This is a genomic window from Streptococcus sp. OMI870, assembly GCF_047460295.1.
Lineage (GTDB): Bacteria > Bacillota > Bacilli > Lactobacillales > Streptococcaceae > Streptococcus.
On the sequence record NZ_JASHGM010000001.1, the window covers coordinates 164,273 to 184,322 of the forward strand.

18 protein-coding genes are annotated in these 20,050 nt (G+C 35.3%); 2 read left to right on the forward strand and 16 right to left on the reverse strand.

Annotated features, from left to right (window positions below):
* Window positions 1–17 precede the first annotated feature (17 nt).
* The 7 genes from QM968_RS00805 to QM968_RS00835 form a co-directional block, all read right to left on the reverse strand.
* On the reverse strand, window positions 18–350 hold the full coding sequence (locus QM968_RS00805) for a putative DNA-binding protein (protein ID WP_037613861.1): 333 nt from the start codon (window positions 348–350) through the stop codon (window positions 18–20).
* An 80-nt stretch (window positions 351–430) separates the two neighbouring features.
* A complete protein-coding gene (locus QM968_RS00810; RefSeq protein WP_414381433.1) occupies window positions 431–1,375 on the reverse strand; it encodes a 3-oxoacyl-[acyl-carrier-protein] synthase III C-terminal domain-containing protein in 945 nt (314 codons plus the stop codon).
* Between the two features lie 12 nt (window positions 1,376–1,387).
* Window positions 1,388–2,653, reverse strand: coding sequence for a F390 synthetase-related protein (locus QM968_RS00815; protein WP_414381436.1), 1,266 nt, complete (start codon window positions 2,651–2,653; stop codon window positions 1,388–1,390).
* Window positions 2,619–3,446, reverse strand: a complete 828-nt coding sequence (locus QM968_RS00820) for an MBL fold metallo-hydrolase (RefSeq protein ID WP_414381438.1) — start codon at window positions 3,444–3,446, stop codon at window positions 2,619–2,621. Before QM968_RS00820 ends, QM968_RS00815 begins: the two co-directional genes overlap by 35 nt.
* Window positions 3,421–4,398, reverse strand: coding sequence for an NAD-dependent epimerase/dehydratase family protein (locus QM968_RS00825; protein WP_414381441.1), 978 nt, complete (start codon window positions 4,396–4,398; stop codon window positions 3,421–3,423). Before QM968_RS00825 ends, QM968_RS00820 begins: the two co-directional genes overlap by 26 nt.
* Window positions 4,395–5,672 carry a glycosyltransferase gene (locus QM968_RS00830; RefSeq protein ID WP_414381444.1) on the reverse strand — a complete coding sequence of 426 codons (1,278 nt, stop codon included), beginning with the start codon at window positions 5,670–5,672 and terminating at the stop codon, window positions 4,395–4,397. Before QM968_RS00830 ends, QM968_RS00825 begins: the two co-directional genes overlap by 4 nt.
* Window positions 5,673–5,906: 234 nt before the next feature.
* Window positions 5,907–6,605, reverse strand: coding sequence for a GntR family transcriptional regulator (locus tag QM968_RS00835; protein WP_049514367.1), 699 nt, complete (start codon window positions 6,603–6,605; stop codon window positions 5,907–5,909).
* Between the two features lie 128 nt (window positions 6,606–6,733).
* Here QM968_RS00835 and guaA point away from each other — a divergent pair, with 128 nt between their 5' ends.
* Entirely contained in the window at window positions 6,734–8,299 is a 1,566-nt protein-coding gene (guaA, locus tag QM968_RS00840; RefSeq protein WP_414381446.1) for a glutamine-hydrolyzing GMP synthase, read from the forward strand.
* 317 nt (window positions 8,300–8,616) lie between these two features.
* On the opposite strand, the gene QM968_RS00845 is transcribed toward guaA, so the two are convergent.
* The 6 genes from QM968_RS00845 to QM968_RS00870 all read right to left on the reverse strand — a co-directional run bounded on the left by QM968_RS00845 (window position 8,617) and on the right by QM968_RS00870 (window position 17,198).
* Window positions 8,617–9,204: an SMI1/KNR4 family protein gene (locus tag QM968_RS00845; protein ID WP_227221556.1), complete on the reverse strand. Its 588-nt coding sequence runs from the start codon at window positions 9,202–9,204 to the stop codon at window positions 8,617–8,619.
* Window positions 9,205–9,449: 245 nt separating this feature from the next.
* Window positions 9,450–10,652 (reverse strand): PIN-like domain-containing protein, encoded by a 1,203-nt coding sequence (locus QM968_RS00850; RefSeq protein WP_227221555.1) that lies wholly within the window; start codon window positions 10,650–10,652, stop codon window positions 9,450–9,452.
* A gap of 190 nt (window positions 10,653–10,842) precedes the next feature.
* Window positions 10,843–11,652, reverse strand: a complete 810-nt coding sequence (locus QM968_RS00855; protein ID WP_227221554.1) for a hypothetical protein — start codon at window positions 11,650–11,652, stop codon at window positions 10,843–10,845.
* Window positions 11,653–11,716: 64 nt separating this feature from the next.
* Window positions 11,717–12,493 (reverse strand): hypothetical protein, encoded by a 777-nt coding sequence (locus QM968_RS00860; RefSeq protein ID WP_227221553.1) that lies wholly within the window; start codon window positions 12,491–12,493, stop codon window positions 11,717–11,719.
* A gap of 351 nt (window positions 12,494–12,844) precedes the next feature.
* Window positions 12,845–13,216: a hypothetical protein gene (locus tag QM968_RS00865; RefSeq protein ID WP_414381451.1), complete on the reverse strand. Its 372-nt coding sequence runs from the start codon at window positions 13,214–13,216 to the stop codon at window positions 12,845–12,847.
* A gap of 142 nt (window positions 13,217–13,358) precedes the next feature.
* A complete protein-coding gene (locus tag QM968_RS00870; RefSeq protein WP_414381454.1) occupies window positions 13,359–17,198 on the reverse strand; it encodes an SEC10/PgrA surface exclusion domain-containing protein in 3,840 nt (1,279 codons plus the stop codon).
* A 160-nt stretch (window positions 17,199–17,358) separates the two neighbouring features.
* Here QM968_RS00870 and QM968_RS00875 point away from each other — a divergent pair, with 160 nt between their 5' ends.
* Window positions 17,359–17,685 (forward strand): helix-turn-helix domain-containing protein, encoded by a 327-nt coding sequence (locus QM968_RS00875; protein WP_013903620.1) that lies wholly within the window; start codon window positions 17,359–17,361, stop codon window positions 17,683–17,685.
* A 68-nt stretch (window positions 17,686–17,753) separates the two neighbouring features.
* Here the strand turns inward: QM968_RS00875 and QM968_RS00880 are convergent, their stop codons facing one another.
* The 3 genes from QM968_RS00880 to QM968_RS00890 all read right to left on the reverse strand — a co-directional run bounded on the left by QM968_RS00880 (window position 17,754) and on the right by QM968_RS00890 (window position 19,936).
* Window positions 17,754–18,173 carry a hypothetical protein gene (locus QM968_RS00880; RefSeq protein ID WP_414381457.1) on the reverse strand — a complete coding sequence of 140 codons (420 nt, stop codon included), beginning with the start codon at window positions 18,171–18,173 and terminating at the stop codon, window positions 17,754–17,756.
* Window positions 18,174–18,490: 317 nt separating this feature from the next.
* Complete coding sequence (locus QM968_RS00885; RefSeq protein WP_414381460.1) at window positions 18,491–18,979, reverse strand: hypothetical protein; 489 nt, start codon at window positions 18,977–18,979, stop codon at window positions 18,491–18,493.
* 111 nt (window positions 18,980–19,090) lie between these two features.
* The gene (locus QM968_RS00890; protein ID WP_414381463.1) at window positions 19,091–19,936 is read right to left on the reverse strand and encodes a DNA/RNA non-specific endonuclease; all 846 of its coding nucleotides are present in this window, start codon (window positions 19,934–19,936) and stop codon (window positions 19,091–19,093) included.
* Window positions 19,937–20,050 lie beyond the last annotated feature (114 nt).

Sequence of the window (20,050 nt, forward strand, 5' to 3'; positions counted from 1 at the left end):
AGGTATTTTAATCTTGTTTATTCTCGGTTATCAATGCTAGATAAGACAGCGATCTGCTCTTGCAGATAAGCATCATCAGGATACTTGTCTGAGATCTGGTCGAAAATCTGGCTGCGTACAATGTAGTCCGAGTACATGTGCAACTTCATCTCATAATCCTCTAGAATCTTCTCCGTCCGCTTGATATTATCATAAACAGCTTGACGACTGACACCGAACTCTTCCGCAATCTCAGCCAAGCTGTAGTCATCTGCATAATAGAGCTCGATATAGTTCATCTGCTTGTCTGTCAAGAGCGCTGCGTAAAACTCAAAGAGCGCATTCATTCGGTTGGTTTTCTCAATTTCCATACCTTTCATTATATCAAAAAAGCCCGCTAAAGACTAGCGGGACTTCATGCTTTTTGAGCTTGAAATAAGAGGATCTATCATTAGAGTTTTAGTGCTAACATATTGACTGTCATCCCTGCCGCAGTTCCCATCAAGAAGATGGTATCTCCCTCCTTCACATAGCCATGATCAAGCGCATAGGCTAAACCGAAAGGCACGGCTACCGAAACCATATTGCCATAATCGCTGACAATATTGAGATACTTGTCTTTTCCAACTCCCAATTTGTCCATGACGAGTGGCAAGGCCCGGCTAGCTTGATGGGGAATAATATAATCTACAGCATCTTTAGAAATGCCTGATTTCTCTTGGAATTCTTGGAACATTTCTGGAATAACACGAGCAGAAAGTAAGAGAATTTTCTTCCCTTTCATGTCAAACATGAAATCAGTCTTGGTTGATTCAGAGTACAATTTCGGATGATAAGCTGTCAAACCACCCCGAATTTCAGTATCATGTGCTCCCTCAGACCAGGTACGTTGCATGCTAGCAATGATTCCTTTGTCTTGGCTTGTTGCTTCAAAAATAAAGGCAGCTGCTCCATCGCTAAATAATTCAAAACTCTCTTTTTGTTTAGGATTAAGGCCAAGACTCCCTACTTCACTGGATACAATGAGAACCCGTTGGTATTCACCACCTTCAATCAGATAGGAAATGGTGCTTAAGGCTGATACAAAACTAGTACAGGTGGTATTAATATCCATGGCTGGAATCGTCAGTCCCTTGGCAACGCGCTCATGGATCAAAGCAGCCGTACAAGGAATAGGCTGAACGCCAACCGCACTAGCCGAAACCAGGCAGTCGATATCTATCATTTCAAGCCCTGCATGTTTTAAAGCAGCTTTAATTGCACGCGCTGCTAGATCAATCTGTGTTTCTTCTCCTTCTTTCACGCGGTAACGAGTCTGGTCTTTGAAGTTCACTGTATGAGCTGGAAGCGCTGTTCCATAGCCTTTGATTTGTAGATGTCTTTTTACTGTAGTCATAGGATTCTCCTTTTATTGAAGTCGTTGAACACGTTTTAATTTACGTGTTGGGTCCCATTGGTAATCGATAAATTGAATACTTGGGAGGATGAATTGTTTTTGTTGAGCCAAGAGTTCAAATTGGGCAAAGATCGCTTTCTCAATAAAGTCGGAACGATGACTCAAGGCGATGGTAATAGATCCATCTGTCAGCTGAGTCACTTGATAGTCCTGAATATTTTCAACGAATAAAATGCACCGGCGAATAAAATCTGGATAGATGGTTTGGCTGTTTCCATCAACTTTTTTGAAATAGAAGATATCGTCCGATCGTCCTTCGATTTTCGCGATTTGAGTAAAAACGGATCCACAAGGACAGGGAGACTTTTCTTCTACTAAAATATCATTGAGTCGGTAGCGATAGATGGGTTGACTCGTTCGTTTAAAATCAGTAATAATCGGATAAAAGCGGCGATCATCCAGATACTCTTTTTCGACATACAAAATATCTTCGTTGAGGTGAAGATTACCTTCTGAACAAGTACAAGCTAAAAACCCTTCTGTCGCTTGGTAGACCTGATCGACCTTTTCTAGTTGAAAGGCTCTGGCGATTGACTGAGCATCTCTATCCTCTAGGATCTCTGCGACAGAGACAACCTTGACAGGGTGAAGAGCAAGTTGCTGATTAGTGACATAGTTAGCTAACTCAATCAAGGTGGAAGCTGGCGCCACTACAATGGTTGGCTGATAGTTTTTGAGACGCTCTAAATGCTCCTTACTATCCTTGAAGATATCAAAATACTCTAATCGAATAAGGGACGAATTAATGGTTTGATAGAGTTCGTTATCAGCACGTAAGAAAAAAGCAATGCGATGACCAAACAGGTTTCCTTTTGGCAACATCTTAGCTAAGATTGCTGCAGCCCACATACTTCTTTCTTTTTCTGTGGTGACAAAGACCCCTCGGTGACCGGAGGTTCCAGAGGACAAGCCTACTGCTACTTCTCCATTCATTTCGGTAAAATCTCGTGTTTGTTCCCCACGTATGGCCATCTCTAATGCCTGATCTCGATCCACGCCCAGGGTATTAAGTTCATTGAAATGCGTCATCATGAAATTCTTATCCATAGTCCCAAAGGATTCAGGAGAATGGGTTTGAAAATAGGGAGAGTGAGAAGTGATAAAAGCATGGTAACGAGACAATTGCTTTTTTTGGTACTTTTCTAAGGTTTCCTTTGAACGGAATCGATGGCACCATCTCGTTTCAATAAAGGTTTTCAGAAAGACTGTTTTTTTCATTTAAAATCCTTTCAATCCGTTCTTGCGGGTCGTGGCTGACCACAACTTGAATGCCCTCTTGTAATAGTTTCTCTAGCAAATCTGCCCCCTGGAGATAGGACTTCTTATTGTCCTGTACAAAGGAAGGAATGAGACGCATTTTTCGTGTGTAAGGCAAGAGATCCACTCCCCAGCATAGATCTGCACCTATATAGAGTTTTAGCTCATCCATATACAGACACCCCTGCCCTCTTGCATGCCCATCGATAGATGATACGAGAATACTCCCATCACCAAATAGGTCCGCAGTCGGGCGGTAAGGGAAAGCAGGATGCCTTTGATCTGCTTTGAGACAAGTCACACGATCTTTGAAATCAGCTGGAAGAAACTCTTTAAAAATCAGATCTTTGAATTTCGGCTTCTGGTACACTTTATAGACTTCCTGAGTTACAAAGAAATGAGCATTTGGAAAAAGTGCTGCTCCGCCGAGATGATCCGGGTGCAAATGCGAAAGAAACACATAGGAAATGGCTGCTGGATCAATTCCACGCTCTTGCAATAAGTAGTCAATCTGGTCTTCCTTTTTCATCTGCATAGGCGTTGCTAGACGGTACCAGAAATACCGTGCTTTTTTCTTGATCTCATAATGATAGCCAGTATCGTACAAAATATATCCTTTTTCACGATGATGAATCAAAAAGACACCTGCTGGAAATTGCAATTTTTTGTTTGGAATCCCTTTAAATAAGAGTCCAGAATGACTGCTACAAAAACCTGCTGGAAAATAATCAATGTGCTCGATCATGTTGGACATACTTGTCAATCCCTTCTTCAATGGTCATTTTTGGATAGTAGCCAAGTTCTGTTTGGGCCTTTTGAATATCGAGAGTTTGGCTATAACGAAGGAGATAATAAGTGTAGCGAGTCAAGGGGGGTTCAGCTTTCAGATGAAATAATCGATACAGCCCTTCAAGGCTGTACGCCACACCTGCTACTAGACCTGTTGGAATTTTCCGATAGCAGAGGGGTTCTCCTAACCCTTTTAGTGTTGTTTCAATCAAATACTTAAAGGTCTTTGGTTCTCCATTTGTAATATTATAAACCTGCCCGTGTGCTTCTTTTGCTTCCAAAGCCAAACGAATGGCTAGAGCGACATTTTCCACACAGGTCATATCCATGAGCTGCTCTCCCCCTCGAATCAACGGAATTCCAATTTTTCGACTGAGGCGTAAAACCCGAGGCAAGATACTGGTATCTCCCACACCAAATAATCCTCTCGGACGCAAGATAATACTTGGCACATCTGGATAGTCAGGAAATAGTTTTTCAGAAGCCAATTTGCTTCTGATGTAATTATTGAGGTGGTTTTCTTTGGGAGCATCACTTTCCTTGATATCGAATTGGTCTTTTCCAGCTGCGTAAATGCTGGGAGAAGACACATAAACCAAGCGTTTTACTGCATATTCACGGCACAAGTCAAGGACATTTTGAGTGCCGACTACATTTGCCTGATAGAAAGCTTTCCAAGGTCCCCAAGCAGTGGATAGGGCCCCTGCATGAACAACAGCATCAATTTCCTGAAAAGCTTGTCTTAGTTCCTCTATTGAGCTCAAATCCCCTTTTACAAATTTGACTCGCTCACTTTCCAGAGCCTTCCCAACTTTTTCGTTTCGGCCAAAGGCTACAATAGAATAGTCGTGATCCAATAACTCCTCAATCACATATTTTCCAAGGAAGCCAGTCGCACCTGTTACAAGAATTTTCATAGTTTCCCATCCGTTCCACGTCTTAATAATCGTTGAATTTCAAACTCTAAGGTATCCAACGGTTTGTAGGTTTTTGATAGTTTGTTAAGTCTCGCTAACTCTTCCCAAGATTCTTTTTCTAAAAGTGCGTTAAAACCTGCTTGAATTTCTTCAGTGCGATTTCGATGAGCTTGAAAAGCAATCCCTGCTTCTACTCCTCGAATGGCATAGTCAAATTGGTCATAATCATGTGGCAAGATCAAGGCTGGTTTCTTAAATTCGATGCACTGATAAAAGATTCCAGCCCCTCCATGGTGAATCACATAGTCTATTTGTGGTATGTATTCTTTGTAAGGGAGATAAGTTACGAGAGTCACATTTGAGGCCACTTCTTCTTCAGAAAATTCTTTTGCTCCATCTCCTAGGGTGACAAAGAAGTGGCATTCTGGATGCTCTTTGGCTAACTGCTTGGTTTGCTGGAGCAAATTTTCTTTTGCCCACGGCAACTGAGTCCCACAAGTCACGAGAACCTTCTTTTTGTCTTCATAAGGGCTGAGATCCAAAGGATAATCTTCTGATTTTTCAAGAGAAGTCCCCAAAGGACCAAGCCAAGCATATTGATGAGGGAAATGTGTTTTCAACTCCAGCTCCATCATCCCAATTCCAAAGATCGCATAAGGAGAATAGATCGTCTCCACTCCATTTTGATTGTATACCTTAAAATTGTAGCGTTTTAAGCGATTACGTAGAAGGAATGCTCCACAGTATTTCGCCACGCGCGTGAGTTTTCGACAGAATCGCTGGATTCTCTCTTCCTTTTTGGAACGAGCAAGGCCCATTCCTCCAAAGAAACAAGGAGGACCATAAGGAGTTTCGATTGCAAATTGGGTTGCCATGGTGGTAATCCAAGGGATTTCCAACTGTTCTGCCACAAAGCCAGCTGATAGAGTGATAAAATCAGCAATGACAATATCTGGACGATTGACACGCCACTCCTCTAACAATTGATCCGATACATGATTAATCAAATCGAGACTCTTGGACAATTGACGATAAGCTGAAAATAGATTGTGTTTTTTATCGTTATTAGCCGCACGTTCAAACTCTTCTACTTTGTCCTCTAGAATCGGAACGACCGTGAAGCCGAGACTTTCTGTGACCGCTTTTTTCTGAGGACCTGTGAAAACCCGGATTTCCATGCTTGGATCATCCAATAAGGGTTTGACGAGATTTAAAGTTGGGTACAGATGCCCACTCAAGGGAACAGCTACCACATCAATTTTAATTTTTTTCATTTTTTCCTGCCTTATATCTTTTTTTAGATCTAAAACTAGCTTCTATCTATTAATTCGTAAAAAAAATCAAAAATTGAAGAAAAAATAAAATTTTTTTAAATTTTTTTTAAATCTTTTATTTTGACCATACTATCACTACTTAGAAAGAACGAGTTCTCACTAAAAAAGCTCCCAAATGCCCGGAGAATCTGCGTCGGACATTTGAAGAGTTTTCTATTTCTGTTCATTGTTCGCTTAATTGTTTTCCAAATAAAATTCGAAACGTTCGCCTACATACTGGCTTTTCACATACTCAAAAGCAGTCCCGTCTTCAAAATAGGAAACCTGTGTCAATCCTAAAATAGCCTGTCCTTTTGAAATCTGCAAATAGTCAGCAATCTTATCTTTAGCTAATCGCGCATAGATAGTCTGATGCGATTTTCCAATCTTATAACCATGACGCTCCAAAGTTTGGAAGAAATGGCTAGTAACCTCTTCGCGATTGAAATTCTTTATAAATTTCTCTGGAATGGAAGCCACTTCATAAACGACAGGGATCCCATCCGCATATCGGACCCGCTCCATCCGAATGATGGTGTCTGTCTTATCGATGCCTAATTTATCCACTTCTTGAAGGCTAGGAATGGTTTTACGATAAGAAATCACTTGACTAGAAGGTTCCTTACCTTGCGATTTCATAATTTCAGTAAAACTGGTTGTGCCTCGCATTTTTTCTTGGACGCGCGTGCTAGTGATAAAGGTACCACTTCCTACCCGTCTTTCAAGTACTCCTTCTTCAACCAGAAGGGTAATGGCCTGCCTAAGAGTCATCCGACTCACCTGGAATTTTTCAGCTAGATCACGTTCACTGGGAAGCCGTTCTCCAATTTTCCATATTTTTTGATCAATCTCAGATTTAATCTGATCATGAATTTGAATGTAAGCTGGAATCATAACATTGCTCTTTCTCTGTGTTACCTCTATTGTAGCGTAAAATTCCTAATTCTTCAATCAGAGATTGGTAAAGACAAGGCATTTGTGTTAGAATAGAGGAAAGTAAATTTCTATAAGAAGGGGATAAGATGACAAACCTATCAACTGATTTGCATGATGTTGAAAAGATCATCGTGCTTGACTACGGTAGCCAGTACAATCAGCTTATTTCACGTCGAATTCGTGAAATTGGTGTCTTCTCAGAGTTGAAGAGCCATAAAATTTCTGCTGATGAAGTTCGTGCAATTAATCCAGTTGGGATCGTTCTTTCAGGCGGACCAAACTCAGTATACGAGGAAGGGTCTTTTGATATCGATCCTGAAATTTTCGAACTCGGCATTCCAATCCTTGGAATCTGTTACGGAATGCAGCTATTGACTCACAAGCTTGGAGGAAAGGTTGTACCCGCAGGGGACGCTGGTAACCGTGAGTATGGTCAATCTGAGCTTGGCTTGACGGAGTCTTCTGCTCTCTTCGCAGGCACACCAGACAAACAATTGGTCTTGATGAGCCATGGAGATGCTGTTACAGAAATTCCGGCCGACTTTATCCGCACTGCTACTTCTGCTGACTGTCCATTTGCATCGATTGAAAATCCTGATAAAAAAATCTACGGAATCCAATTCCACCCTGAGGTTCGTCACTCTGTTCACGGCTATGATATCCTTCGTAACTTTGCCTTGAATATCTGTGGTGCCAAAGGTGACTGGACTATGGATAACTTCATCGAGATGCAAATCAAACAAATCCGCGAAAAAGTTGGAGACAAACGTGTCCTTCTTGGACTTTCAGGTGGGGTAGACTCTTCTGTTGTTGGCGTTCTCCTTCAAAAAGCCATCGGCGATCAATTGATCTGTATTTTTGTAGACCACGGTCTTCTTCGTAAAGGAGAAGCTGACCAAGTCATGGATATGCTTGGTGGTAAGTTTGGTTTGAACATTGTCAAAGCGGACGCTGCCAAACGTTTCTTGGACAAGTTGGCAGGTGTATCTGACCCTGAACAAAAACGGAAGATTATCGGTAACGAATTTGTCTATGTCTTTGACGACGAAGCAAGCAAACTAACAGACGTGAAATTCTTGGCTCAAGGAACACTCTATACAGACGTTATCGAGTCAGGTACGGATACTGCTCAAACCATCAAATCTCACCACAACGTGGGTGGTCTTCCAGAAGATATGCAGTTTGAACTGATTGAGCCGCTCAACACTCTTTACAAGGATGAAGTTCGTGCTCTCGGTACTGAGCTTGGCATGCCAGACCACATCGTATGGCGCCAACCATTCCCAGGTCCAGGACTTGCCATCCGTGTCATGGGAGAAATCACTGAAGAAAAACTTGAAACTGTTCGTGAATCAGACGCTATCCTCCGTGAAGAAATCGCCAAAGCTGGTCTTGACCGCGATATCTGGCAATACTTCACTGTTAACACAGGCGTTCGTTCTGTAGGTGTTATGGGTGACGGCCGTACTTACGACTATACCATTGCCATCCGTGCTATCACTTCTATCGATGGAATGACCGCTGACTTTGCGAAGATTCCATGGGAAGTTCTCCAAAAAATCTCAGTCCGTATCGTAAACGAAGTTGACCACGTTAACCGTATTGTCTACGATATCACAAGTAAACCACCTGCAACTGTTGAGTGGGAATGATTTATAAACATGATTTGAAGTGAAATGGTTGTTTTAACAGCACTTTCGATTATTATATAAGGTTAAAAATCAATCAAAATCGATTGGTTCCCCACCAAAAATCCCACCAGAAATATTCTGATGGGATTTTTTATATTAAATTTTATTCTTCTATTATTGGATGCTTTACTAACTTTCTTAATGCCTGGTTTTGAAAAAACAGTTCACAGTTGTTTTAAGGATAGAGTAAAACTACGTTTTCTTAGAACTAATTCTACTTATTATTTTCATAAAATTTGAATCAGTATTTTTTAAATGGGGAAATATACTACCCTCTTTTATACGATCACTTCCATTATCCCTTCAATCAGCTCCGTAAAATTTTTTGCCACATAGATAATTTCATCAGGGTCATGAATGTAGCAAATAATCTGCCCTTCTTGCCCTTCCTGGTCTGGATCAAAATCAAGCATGAGATAACAAGAATCGCAATATTCCGCAAAAGGAAGCCATTTTTTATTAAAAAGATAGGGTTTAACTCTACTATCACGCATCTCTTCAACATCTTGGCTCGAAAAATAGTCGGGAAATTCCGTTAACAGGGAATCCCTATTTTGAAAATATCTTTTCCCATCCTCTATTTCCTGCAAACTCATCAGAGAAAAAGCCATTTCTCTTTGGTCAATCACACAGGGTAAGACTGCTAAGAATTTACTGCCGTTTTTGTAGCGATAGACTTCCTTAAGTTCATCGGGGAGAGAAATTCCAATTTTCTTCTCAAACTCCTGAATTTCCTCCTCAGATGCTCCAGAAATTTCCTGATAATCTTCCAAGTATCCTTCTTCTACAGGATCATCCAAATCCCAGTCTTCAAAAGCTTCACAAATATAAGTTGCTATTTTCTTAACTTGGTCAACTATACACATAAGAACCTCCTTTTTTGTTTTCTCTTACCCTTTGAATCTTCATCTCAAAATGTGTTCAAAATAATGACAGACTTGCACCTTTACTTTTTCAAATATTATTTTTAGTATGGAACTGGATTTTTGAATCTCTTCATCTTTATGATAGATCAAAATCGTATGAGAATAACTTTTAATTAATATTTCTTTACTAGTATACTTAAGTCTTATAAAAAAGGATGATTTCTTCATACTGACTTAATTTTCTATTATAAATCATCTTCTCCCCAAGTATTAATTTCTGCTTCAAGTGCACTTGTATCCATAATTTCACAATCTATATCATTTGTTCTAACAATATCACCTTTTACATCGAATGATCGATTAACTAATAGTTTTATATCACCAGAGTAAGATTTATAATTCGCAGGTGAAGTTATAATCTCTCTTGTATCATCATCTCGTCCCCAATAATCATAAAATACTTTTTCAGCATCTACTCTTCCTGTCACTATATAAGAAACCTCATTATCATTAGATGAATCAATCTCAATATCGTAGAAATCTATATCTAAATATTCTAATTCCTCATCTTCCCCATCAACATCACTATATAATAGGTAATCACTAATTATTTGTTCTAACTCACTACTATTTCTAAGTTCTTCCAAAAAATCAAATTTGTTTTCAGATAAAAAGAGCTCAGTTATATTTTCTTGAGAAATATTAAAAAGAGTAGCTATCTCACTATAAAAATCATTTACAGATTTTATTCTGAATTCGTAACCTGTTGTTGATTTAAATTCTTCCGCCAGTTTCTCTTCCTGAAAATTTCCTTTAACGTCTGAGGTGATAAACAGAACATCATTTTTTCTTGTTTCTGCCAATATTTTCATTTCTTCAACTATAAAAAAATCATTAAATTTTTTTATACCTTTTTTATTCTCATCTGGAAATGACCCTCTTTTTTCAACATGATAGGATACTTTTTCAAGAGTTTCACGTTTTAAAGAAGCACCAATTTTCCCATTTTTTTGAATACCATTAATGAGTTCTTTTACAAAATTTTTGTCAATATTTGACAAAGCAGGTTCAATTAATTTTGAAGTAACAATTTTTTCTAACATATCTTTTATTAGAATTTCCTTGTTCTCTATTTCAGTTATAATTTCATCAATTATCGTTACGTCTGTCAAAGCATCTTCATATTTTTTAAATTTTTTAATTTCGCGTAATTCTTCACCAATATGAGTTTGTATCCGTTTTAAGAAGGAACGTTTTTGTTCTATAAATGTAGGCACTCTATATGGTCTGTCTTTAATTGATGATAATTCATGAAAAATGGTATCTGTCAGATAAACGTTATCTTTTACTTTATCAAGACAATTAATGATAAAATTGTAATAATCTGGAGATGCTTCAAATATATCCGATATAACATTCGTGTCTAACACAATTATTGAATCATTCAAATTAGTTTCCGATCCTTTCAAATTTGTCATTTTTATTATAACATGACACTACCTTGATTTAAGCAGTAATTTTAGTTCCTATAAAATTTTCTCTGTAGTTATATAATATATAAACTGACTTTCCGAAAAACAACTATTTACCTGAAAGTTAGTTGCTGTAAAACAATGTCTGCCCAAGATTAAAGAAAAATTAAGTCTTTAACTCAATGAAATCTGTTTTATTTTCACACTTTACTTTTTCTTTATCATTATCCTCTTTTCTAAAGCCTAAATAATATTTTTTTATTTGTTTACCTTTTAGATGTGCAGTTTTATCTTGTTTACATTTTTCTATTATTTCAAAAATTTTATTTGAAACCTTTTTAAATATTTCTTCCTTTTGATTATCTTTTAATCTGGGAGTTGTCTGTTTGACAACATAGTAAGCACTGTTATTTTCAACGGTTATTAATTGTAGAAGTTTTTTAGAAATTTCTATATCTAATGTATACGGTTTATATGAATCTACAGCTTCTCCCTTATTTTTCTCCATAGGTAAAAATGATTCTTTTTCGTCACCTATACAGGTAAATAGTTTTATTTTATTATGTTCAGTCAAGTTTCCATTATAACAACTTGGCAAATGATATATTTTTATTTCGTCTTTAAATATTTCCGGAAGTGATTCTTTATCTCTTTGTCCTTTTTCCGGCCATTCATATAATTCTTTCGCTTTTATAATAGTGTCAATCTCTAGAATATCGTTATTATTATTCTCTTGAATCTTAGATACAAATATAAAATAAACATCTTCTCCTTCTTTAATCCAGTCTCTAACATCTTGACTCAAAGAAACATTTGTATGACAAAATGTATAAAAGAAGTTGTCGTTCCAAATAAAGGGATCTTCATTTTTCTCTTTTTGTTTAATTCTATCAAAACTAATTTTATACTTCTTATGAGAGATAACTATTTCTTCAGATTGCCTTTTAGGGTGCCCAACAATTACTAAATGTTTCATATTTACCTTCCTTCTGTTAAGAACACACACAACTTTTAAACTATTGATTAATTTATTTGGCAAATCAATTAATATCTTCTAGTAAACGAGATAGTAGCATTTGTGCGTGGTAACCACCGTTACTCCCAACTCCTTTTATTAGTTTATAATCTTTATCAAGTATGTCAAAAATATTATTCATTTTAAAACATGTATGTTTATCAAAATTCATAAGGTTAAATATAAACTTATCATCTGATAGTTCATATACTATTCCTTCATCGAATTCAATTTTTCCAGTATCTATATCTTTTAATCCCATAATATCACTAGAAAAATCCCTTTTAACAAAATACAATTTCCATTTCCCATTATACTCTTCTGCATTTTCATTACTAAGAAAGTCAAGAAAATCAAATTCTTCTTTTATAGCTTCTGGAATAGAGAGAAATTTACCAAAAATAGATTTTATAATTTTCAGTTTTGTATTTATGTTAAACCCTTTAATAGCTTTTTCATCTCCATTATGAGAAAAAAATTTCAAATAAGCTTCATCATATTTACCTAAAAATGTGTTACATTTTCTACACAAAGTTTTTGCTGTACGCCCCTCTACATATAATTGAGAAGTTAATTCATTATCAAAAATATCCGCACAAATATGTTCTAAACTTTCACCTTTTGACATCCTCAATTTAATTTTTTCTAATTGATTAGGATGAAAAGTATCTATCATTTTAACTATGTCTAGCGACACAATATCTTCATTTCCAACACTTTTAGCAGGGTAATGTTCCCTACTCATCTCATCGTCATTGAATAACTTATGACATAATTTACATACTGTTTTAGTCGAAGTCATTAAATAATCACCACCATATAAAAAGTTTAAGTATCGGGTTAATTATATCACACATATTGTCAACTAGAGGCATCATATTATTATAGTGACGGAATCAGTTAAGAAGTAATAAATAGACAATAATTACTGACCTTAACAGTAGGTATATTGCGACAATTACTTTATTATTGTGACTGAGTTATTTGTCACCTAAAAAGTTAAAATTCAAAACGAAAGAATTGATACAAATATTAGTTAAATACTAAATTAAAAACAATAAAAAGACCTAGAATCACGTTAACAATAACTTTAATTCTAAATCCTTTTATTATTTATCTTTTAACTATATTTAAGATATATACCCAATTTATATTACTGTTTTTCAAATGTTCCGTCTGCTACACGAAAATCACTGTTAACAGTTTCAATTGAATTAAATTCAATCTTTAAATATTTTACTTCTTTTTCATCTTTTCCAGGTAATTCAGCTTTAGCACTCGCTGCACTAGAAATCTTTAATTTGACATATTTTCCAGCGATTTTCCAAGTTCCATCTCTAGATTCGTCTTTATTATTTGTTACTTCTAGTGTTTTATCGCTATTGAAAACGATAGTTGAATCGTGTTTACTATCATACCAAGTACCAATAATTTGTTTCTCTGGTCCTGAATTTTGATTCAAGAAAAAGAATATCCCACCGGCAACCGCAAGTACTAAAACAACTAAAGCAATAATTTTTTTCATTATTTTTCCTCCTATAAATATCTAAAGATATTTATTATTTTTTTTATATACCTAGTTTCACTAACATCATTAGTAAAAAATCAAATTTTGAATGATAAACTTTTATTCACTACTACAATAAGAAATACTTAACTAACTTTTATTAATCACGATGTTTCCGTGATACTGAAATACCAAAACTACAAAGAATAATTCCCATTGCAAACACTAAACAATTCTCAATTGAACCTGTATTAGGCAAGGCTCTATTTGCAGCATATTTAGCTTGATTTCCAGCATAGCTATATACTCGTTCGTTAGAAGTATTCTCTGGTATACTCTTTTCTGACGTAGGTTTCAGAGAAATCATCCTGTGATCTACTTTATCGTTAAAGACTTCGCTTTGTCTTGTACGAGTATTTAAATAGGCTTCCCTAACCGCTTCATATTGTGCAGTCGCATCCAATTGATCTTGTAGAAGTGTTTTAAGTTTAGCTTCCTCTCTTACTACATTCTCAAGTGATAAACGATGCTCTTCAACTGCATTCTCATATGCTTCTTTTGCTTTCTTCAAATATGTATCAGCATTTTCAAGACGATCCAAAAGTGTTTCTAAAGCACCTAAGTGAGTATTTAATTTAGAAATTTCATCCTTAATTTGACTTTCTTTAGCTTTTAACTCTTCAACTTTATTCTGACGGTTTCTGAGTTCTGCTTCATCCGTAGCTTTTTCAGCTTTAAGATCTGAAAGTACTTTAAGTTCTTTATCCAATTCAGTGCGCGCATCTGCTAAAACTTTTTGTTTTGTTTGAATATCTGAATTTAGATTTTCAACTGCTTTTTGTGCTTTTGCATAACGAGTCTTGGCAGCAACTAATTGTTTTGAAGCTTCATCTAGATTCTTTTGTGAAAGAGGTGTCTTATCAGAGATTGAGTTTAATCTTGCAATCGTTTGACGTGTAGTATTTAAGGCTGCCAAATGTTTTTCATGAATTTTTGTTACTTCATCTAAATTGTTTCTTGCAGTCTTATCTGTTGCTTTTGCTTTCTCAAGCTCCTCTTTTGCAGTTTCTAATGCTTTTTGCTTAACTTGAAGGTCAGCATTTAAGTTATCCAGAGCTTTTTGAGCTTTGATATATCTTGTTTCAGCTTCTTCTTTTAGTTGTTTTGCATTGTCGTATTTCTCTTGTGCACCCGGAGTTTGATCAGGAACTGACATTAATTCTGCTACAAGTTTTTGAGTTTGTTTCAGATTTTCATTTGCATTTTGATTTTCTAGTTTTGCTTTTTCAAGATCAGATGTAGCTTTTACTTCTGCAGATGTAGCCTGGTCTAAATTATCTTTTGCATTTGCTAAAGCTTGACGCTTGCTTTGAATATCAGCATTTAATTGATCGAGTGCATCTTGAGCCTTATTAAATTGGCTTTGTGCCTCATTATAATTTTGTGTAGCGATTTCCAATTTAGTAGTAGCTGAAGGTGTTTGATCAGGTGTACCTTTCAGAGCATCTAATTTTTCTGTGGTTTCTTTGAGAGCATTTGTACTTGAATTGTTTTCTGACTTAGCTTTTTCCAAACGTTTCTGTGCAGAATCATTTTCCGTATTTGCTGCGTCCTGTTTAGCTTTAGTAGCTGTTAATTCATCTTCCATTTTTGAAGTATCAAATGGAGTAGCTAAAGGTTTGGCAATCCCTTTATCATAATAGTCGTCAACAGTTACGAAATGATATTCACCAGTTTGTTCATCTTTAACATATTCAAGATGTGCATCTTGACCTTTGAATTCAATAAAGTGCATACGTCCAACACCACTTGGTGTGAAACTATTTGCAGCTCCAATTGCCCGAATATTTGTAGGAGCTTTCTGCCCAATCATGAGTTTCATGTGTCCAAAATAAGCATGAACATCATTTGTCATAAAACTAATTACAGCATCATATACCTCGCGATACAATTGAGACATTGTTGATTTACGAGTTTCTTTAGCTTCTGAATAATACGCACCATAACCAAGCAATGTATTATCATAGCTCATGTTTTCTCCAGTCCATACGATGGAATCTAATCCATCTTTCGCTAGAGCAGTATCGCTGTGACTTGTGCTATATGGTTTATTTTCTTCAGCATAGGCTTTTGCAATGTTTTTGACACCCTGAACAGATTCTTCAGTGACAATATAATGATGACTACCCCAAACTTGGTCTTGCAAATTGTTGGCAAGAAGTGCATAATATTGGCTCAAAGCTTCAATTTGCTTGTCAGTTAAATTGTCTAAATCTACGACTGAATCATCGATCGGCAAAACAATATCCTTGTTTGACCATTCCTTTATGAATATATTTTGGTGTTCAGGGGAATATTCTGTTAATGCAGTTCCAAAATCATACTTACTATCTTTGAACCATTTTTGAATAACGTCGTTTAAGGCATTTTTATTTGCATCTGTGTCATCGGCTAGATAAGCCTTGTATGCATCAATGACATCCTGAGGCAATTGAGGAATAGTGAGATTTTTAATTGCTGCAATTTGTTTATTGAGCGTTTCAACCGCTTGATCAGCCTTTTCTTTATTCTCTTTTGCTTCCTGAGATGCTGATGTTGCACTCGCTAGCTCATTTGAAGTTTCATTTACTTTTGCCTCTTCTTGGTTTTTCTTAGTAGTTAAAGCTGAAATTTCCGAAGCTTTCTTAGCATCATTTTCTTTAGCTGTTTTGAGCTCTTCTTCTGCACTAATCTTACTATTTTGTTTATTTTCTAAATCATTTGCTTTGCTATCACGATTTGCAATTGTTTGGGCAAGTTGTGATTCAGAAGCATCAAGATTACTTTGCGCTGAAACCTTATTTTCTTGAGCTTTCTTTAGATTCTCTTGTGCTTGTTTTTGTTTTTCCTCAGCAGATGACAAATTTGCTGCCGTTTCTTGGCTTTTCTTTATTTGATCCGCTTCAACAGATTTTGCATTTTTTAGTGCGGTAGCTTTTTTAGCATCTGCTTCTTTGGCACGATCAAGTTCCTGTTTTGCTGTATTTTCAGTTGCTGCTTTAGCATCTAAAGTTTCCTTAGCAGCATCACGTTCTGCTACAATCTCTTCAACGCCGGTACCATCTAAAACTTTCTGAGCAGTTTCTTTCTCTTTTTGAGCCTTCACTAATGCATTTGCAGCTTCTTCTGCAACCTTTTTAGCATCTGCTAATTGTTTAGCAGAAACTTGACTAGCACTAAGTTGCGCTTTTTCATCAGCAGAAGCTTTACTGAGTTCTTCTGCTTTATTTTTGTCTTCGTTAATGGCAGTTTCCAAAGCTTTTTTCGCTGCTTCTTCTGCTGATTCTTTTTCAGCTACATCACTTTTTGCTTTGTCTCTTTCAGCAATGATTTCCGATGCCCCAGTACCATCAAGATTTTTTTGTGCAGTTGCTACTGCTTCCTCAGCTGTCGAAACTTTCTTCTCTTGTTCTGAAATTTTATCTTGATCTTTTTTAATAACCGATGATTGCTGATTATGTTCTTTCTCAGCTTCTAGAACTTTATCAGATGCATCTTTTAGTGATGTTTCCTTTTTATCAATATCAGCTTTTACTTCTGATATTTCATTCTTCGTTTTTTCAATTTTTTCAGGCGTAGCTGATTCTTTATTTTCCTCAGCATTTTTTAAGTCAACATTTGCCTCGGAAACTTTTGATGCAGCGACTGCTTCTGAAGTCTTAGCGTTTTCTAAAGCACTTTCTTGATTTGAAACCGATTGATCCGTTTCTTCCTTGATCGTTCTTGCTTCTTCTATAACTTCAGAAGTTGGCGTTTTCGTTACAGTTGCAACCCCGTTATTAACAAATACTCCGTCTACTTGTTTTATATTTGTAGACGAAGTAGACGTCGATTCAACACTTAATGTTGACTCATTTGGCTGAGTTGCGGTTACTTCATCCGCTTGTACAACAGAAATTCCCGCAAAAGCTGTAGCTATTGATACAGCGGATACAGTTGTTTTGATCGTTTTCTTTTTCATAATTCCCACCTTTATGATAGATTATTGAGCAAATTATCACTATATAATTATAAACACCCGAATTATACTATATTTTAGCAACTTTGTAAAGTTGTAACCAACCTTTTGAGAACTAGAACCTAACCTTATAAGGCTGTAAAATAGTCTTAAGAGGTGAGCAATGTCAGAATTACAAAAGTATATAAGCAAACGAATACGGATTCTGCGGACCCAGTCAGGAATGACTCAGGAACAATTAGAAGAAAAAGCAGATCTTGGTACCAATTACGCGTATAAGTTAGAAAATTTAGAGCCCAATATAAAAATTAGTACGCTTGAGAAAATTATAGATGCGTTGAATGTTGATCTACAAACTTTTTTTGATTTAACACTTAAAGAAGAAAGTACTGACTTAGCACAGCTTATCGACACTATCAAATCTTTACCAGAGTATAAACAAAATAAAGTCATTTCAGCTATTAATACAATTATTAACGAGACAAAATAAAAAGAGTGGAAAAGGATAAGTATAAAACTATTCCTTTCCCACTTTTTTTGTGCCTAAAAATATGGCTATCAGCTATTAGAGCCTACGATTCTTGGGTAACCAAACGTCATATCGAGTTTATCCTCTTCGTAATTCTTGATCAGTTCCCAGAAATCTGCAACTGATAACGCTGCAACTGATTCATGCCAATTGAATCTAAAAAACAAATCAAAGAGAAAATTAATTACAAGATGGATTTTAGCTGTTTGTTCTACAGTATTAAATGTAATCAAAATTTTCTCACACAACGGATCAATTAATTCAATTTCAATGCTATCATTTACAAAATTGAATGACACTTCTTGATCTTGGTCATTCAAGATTGAGATATACTGATCCTCTTCAAATGTTGAATAAAACATTCTAATATTGACTTCTTCATTGTGATTAATTAACTCTGTAAGATATTGTTGAGTTAAAGAAATCACATAGTTTTTATACGTTTTCATTTTGTTTTCCTCTAATTAATTTTTTTAAATATGATTTTTCATTCGTGAATTTTCACGGTGGCCTCACTCTCTCTAATATTATTATTAAATGATTGTTCTTGAGCATCTGCTACCTCCTTTTTTTAGGAACAAAAAAAGACAGTTCAGCACTGCCTTTTTGATCTTCACTATTATTATGCCATTTTTTTGTAAAAATAAAAAAACGATTTTTCAAAAAAGTACTATAAAATGCTCTTAGCTCCAGAAGATAAAATTTTTTGTCTAGGTTTTTGGACTGCTATTTAAATTTTTCTGGTGAGATATTTTTTAAAATTTGATTATTTCAATATTCTTAATAAAATAGATAATCTCCACTGTAGTTGATAAAATTCAAAATCATGTTCAGCCATTATTAGTTGAGTTTGTATATATACTTTATCGATAGAATCTATGTTCTTCTTTAAATTTATTAGTAATTCTTCTGTGATAGGACTATTCATAGCTCTATATGAAATCTGATAATCAATTTTCTCATTAATTAATACTTTAAGTTGCTCACTCCCAGTTTCCTTATAAAGTAAGCAATATTTCAATAAACTTAAAAGCATAAGAGCGCTATCTTTTGATATATCATCGATAATTGATAATGAAGTATAAATCAACAATTGATATGCTCCATAAGATAGGAAAAATGTTTCTATTACTTCATATAAACTACTGGATGGGTGACTCCTTTCTAGTAACCACGTAATAAAAGATGAGATAATAAATATTTCAACAAAATAAATAATCAAGTGTTTAAGTCTTTGATGGTTAAATCTAGTCATTTATAAAATATTATTCTTTCTAGCTTATCCTATAGCAAAAGCAATGATATAAACATTCTAATCTGTTTAGAGGAAAAAATTTTTTCATACAATCTCTTATGTCTCTATAGGTTAATTGCATTTCTTATCATAGATTATATCTACATTATTTTGAGCATTTGGAATAAATACATTGAATTCGGTAGTAAACGATTTTTCTAATGCTCTAGCGTTTTTCCCCATGAAACAAATATCACCTTTTATCTTAGCTTCTATAATTATACCTCTAGGAAGGTATTCAAATTTCTTACAGTTTGATTGTCTACATTTATTTTCATTAATTTTAAATACAGGTGTAACGCGATATAGTATGGGCGTATTATCTGTTTTTAGTGTATCCAGAATTATTTTTTCAAAGTAGTACATTCCACAAGCTAGTTTGTTTAAATGCATTGTATTCGCTCTATTACACCAATTTGTAATCATGACAAAGTTTTCACATTTACTATAATTAAAACTCTCAGAATATTTGATTATTGAATCTGCGATTAGGTGTCCCCTGTTAAAAATATCTTTTTGATAATAGGCTTTTGTAACTTTATCTATTTGTCTCCCGTATACATTTTTTGGTTTTTTCGACCAGTTTAAATATTTGCCTCTTTCTTTATCTTCATTTTTGCTTTGAGATTTGTCAATAGTTAGAGTTTCTTCAATTTTGTAATCTCTAGATAATATTACTTCTATTCTTCTAATAAAACAATTTATTTCTGAACTAGTTTCCAACTTAATTTGATAATCACAAAATTTAGGCTTATTTTCTTCATCGAATATTTTATTGTTGTTTAGAAAATAAAAACCCCCACTATGATATTTGGATTTTTCAAGTAATTCCTTTAACTCTAGATAGTCATTGTAGGTTTTTTGAATCTCATCTTCAGAAGGTTTTAATTCATAAGAATACGTATCACTGTTGCCCATTATATTCCTCCCTTATTAAAAGTATATTCTGTTTTCCTCAATTAATCATATAAAACTCTGAGAACTGATATAAGAAAAAGGGGGACCAATATACCCCCTCTTCAAAAAATAAAA